At 67.7% G+C, this 1,141-nt stretch carries 1 protein-coding gene; it reads left to right on the top strand.

The features are described from left to right. Positions 1-116: 116 nt before the first annotated feature. Positions 117-1,141: DUF2793 domain-containing protein (locus G8O29_RS18140; RefSeq protein WP_166404594.1), on the top strand; the 1,025-nt coding region annotated here is incomplete at its 3' end.

Genomic DNA, 1,141 nt, shown 5'->3' with positions numbered 1-1,141 from the left:
TGGGGTGCGCCGCTCGGGCCCGGCCAGACGCTGGCGCTCCGCATCTACCAGCTCTCGAACCGCCTCGGCCGCGGCACGCCTGCGTCCGTGACACTCCAGTTCTGACGGGATTTCCCATGTCCGACACCACGACCCATCTGGGCCTGCCCTACCTGCTGGCGGCGCAGGCGCAGAAGCACGTCACCCACAACGAGGCGCTGCGCCTGCTCGACGCCATGGTGCAACTCTCCGTCCTCGACCGGACGCGCACCGCGCCGCCCGCAAGCCCGGCGGACGGCAATCGGCACCTCGTGGCCTCCGGCGCAACCGGCCTCTGGGCGGGGTGGGACCTGAACATCGCCTTCTGGGTCGACGGCGCGTGGATCCGCCTCGTCCCGCGCACCGGTTGGCTGGTCTGGGTCGCGGCCGAGGGCCTGTTCCTCGTCTGGACCGGCGCGGCCTGGGAGGTGGTGGGCGAGCCGCGCGACGTCTCGGATGCAGTGTTCAGCCTCGTGAATGATGCGGACCCGACGAAGAAGGCGAACTTCTCGCTGGCAGGGATCAGCGCCGGGACGACTCGCAGTTTCACGCTGCCGAATACCTCCTCGGAACTGGCGATCCTTGCGGGCACCCAGACCTTCTCCGGCAACAAGACGTTTTCGGGGACGCTGACAGCATCCGGAACCGTCACGGTTTCCGCAGCGAGCGCATCGATCGGCACGGCGACGACGACCGCGACCTATGGCATGGGCATTGGTGCGACGACCACCGGTGTGACGAAGACCGTGAACCTCGGCACCGGCGGCGCATCCGGATCGACCATGGTTGTCAACATCGGCTCTGCGACCGCTGGCGCGGGCGGCACGACTGTCGTCAACACGCCGACTGTCACCTTCGCCAATGCCGTGACGCAGGTCGGCATGCCCCAGGCCAACCTGACTGCGCAATTGCTCGGCCTCGGCGGGGCGACGGCCGACAGCTTCAACCGCCTGTCGGTCAACACCCCGGCCGTGCTGTTGAACAACGCAGGGGCGGGGATCGAAGCCACAGTCAACAAGGCGGCGGCCGTGAACGACGCAGCCTTTGCCTTCAAGACCGGCTTTTCCGCCCGTGCGCTGATCGGGTTGCTCGGCAATGATGACTTCAGCTTCAAGGTCAGCCC

The organism is Rhodobacter calidifons (assembly GCF_011174775.1).
Taxonomy (GTDB): Bacteria; Pseudomonadota; Alphaproteobacteria; order Rhodobacterales; family Rhodobacteraceae; genus Tabrizicola; species Tabrizicola calidifons.
Note: the sequence above shows the minus strand (reverse complement) of the source record. Positions and strands in the feature narration are given on the sequence as shown.